The sequence below is a fragment of the Candidatus Symbiothrix dinenymphae genome (assembly GCF_001431085.1).
The window spans coordinates 1-668 of record NZ_BBRU01000195.1 but is presented as its reverse complement, the minus strand read 5'-3'; the positions used below and the strand labels follow the sequence as shown (position 1 = coordinate 668).

Below are 668 nucleotides of genomic sequence, written 5' to 3'. Positions count from 1 at the left end.
TCTATACCCTTCGATTCCATCTCGCCAACATTACCCCACATTTCGATGTCACCAAAACCGGTGGTGGCAGGAATATCGGTACGCCGCATAAAAATATTGCGCCGGGTGTCCTTGAATACGTCCGCCTGCAATTTGAGGGGACCACCCTCAAGCAACCCCAATTCCACACCGATATTGAACTTGTCGGATACTTCCCATCCGATATTTTGATTGGCAAACCCGGATATGGTGTAACCGTCATACCTGTTGTTCATCAATTGTCCGAACATATAATTCCTCTGGGCATCGTCCGTGTAAGCAAGCTTCGAAAGAAACTGGAAGCGTTTGTCTCTGGATGAAATATTGTCGTTACCGACCTGTCCCCAAGTAAATTTAAATTTCAGCAAGTCAACATAATCTTTGGCAGACGCCCAAAATGCTTCGTTGGAAACCAACCAGCCTACACCTATGGAAGGAAAAAATCCGAACCGCTTGGAGCCGCTGAATTTTTCGGAACCGTTATATCCATACCCAAATTCAGCGAAATAGCGGTCATCGTAGTCGTAAGTTAAACGACCCGAATTGCCGACGTTCCGTTCCGGCAAGGTCGCAGCCAGGGCACCTCCACCCACACTGAACAGGGTTTCCTGCAGCATAAACACCGTCATGGCCCCCACGGAATGGTCGCC

The 668-nt window shown here is 48.7% G+C and carries 1 pseudogene; it reads right to left on the bottom strand.

Annotated elements, in window-relative coordinates:
* A pseudogene (locus ASC50_RS02780) lies at positions 1–668 on the bottom strand (SusC/RagA family TonB-linked outer membrane protein); the annotation flags it as partial.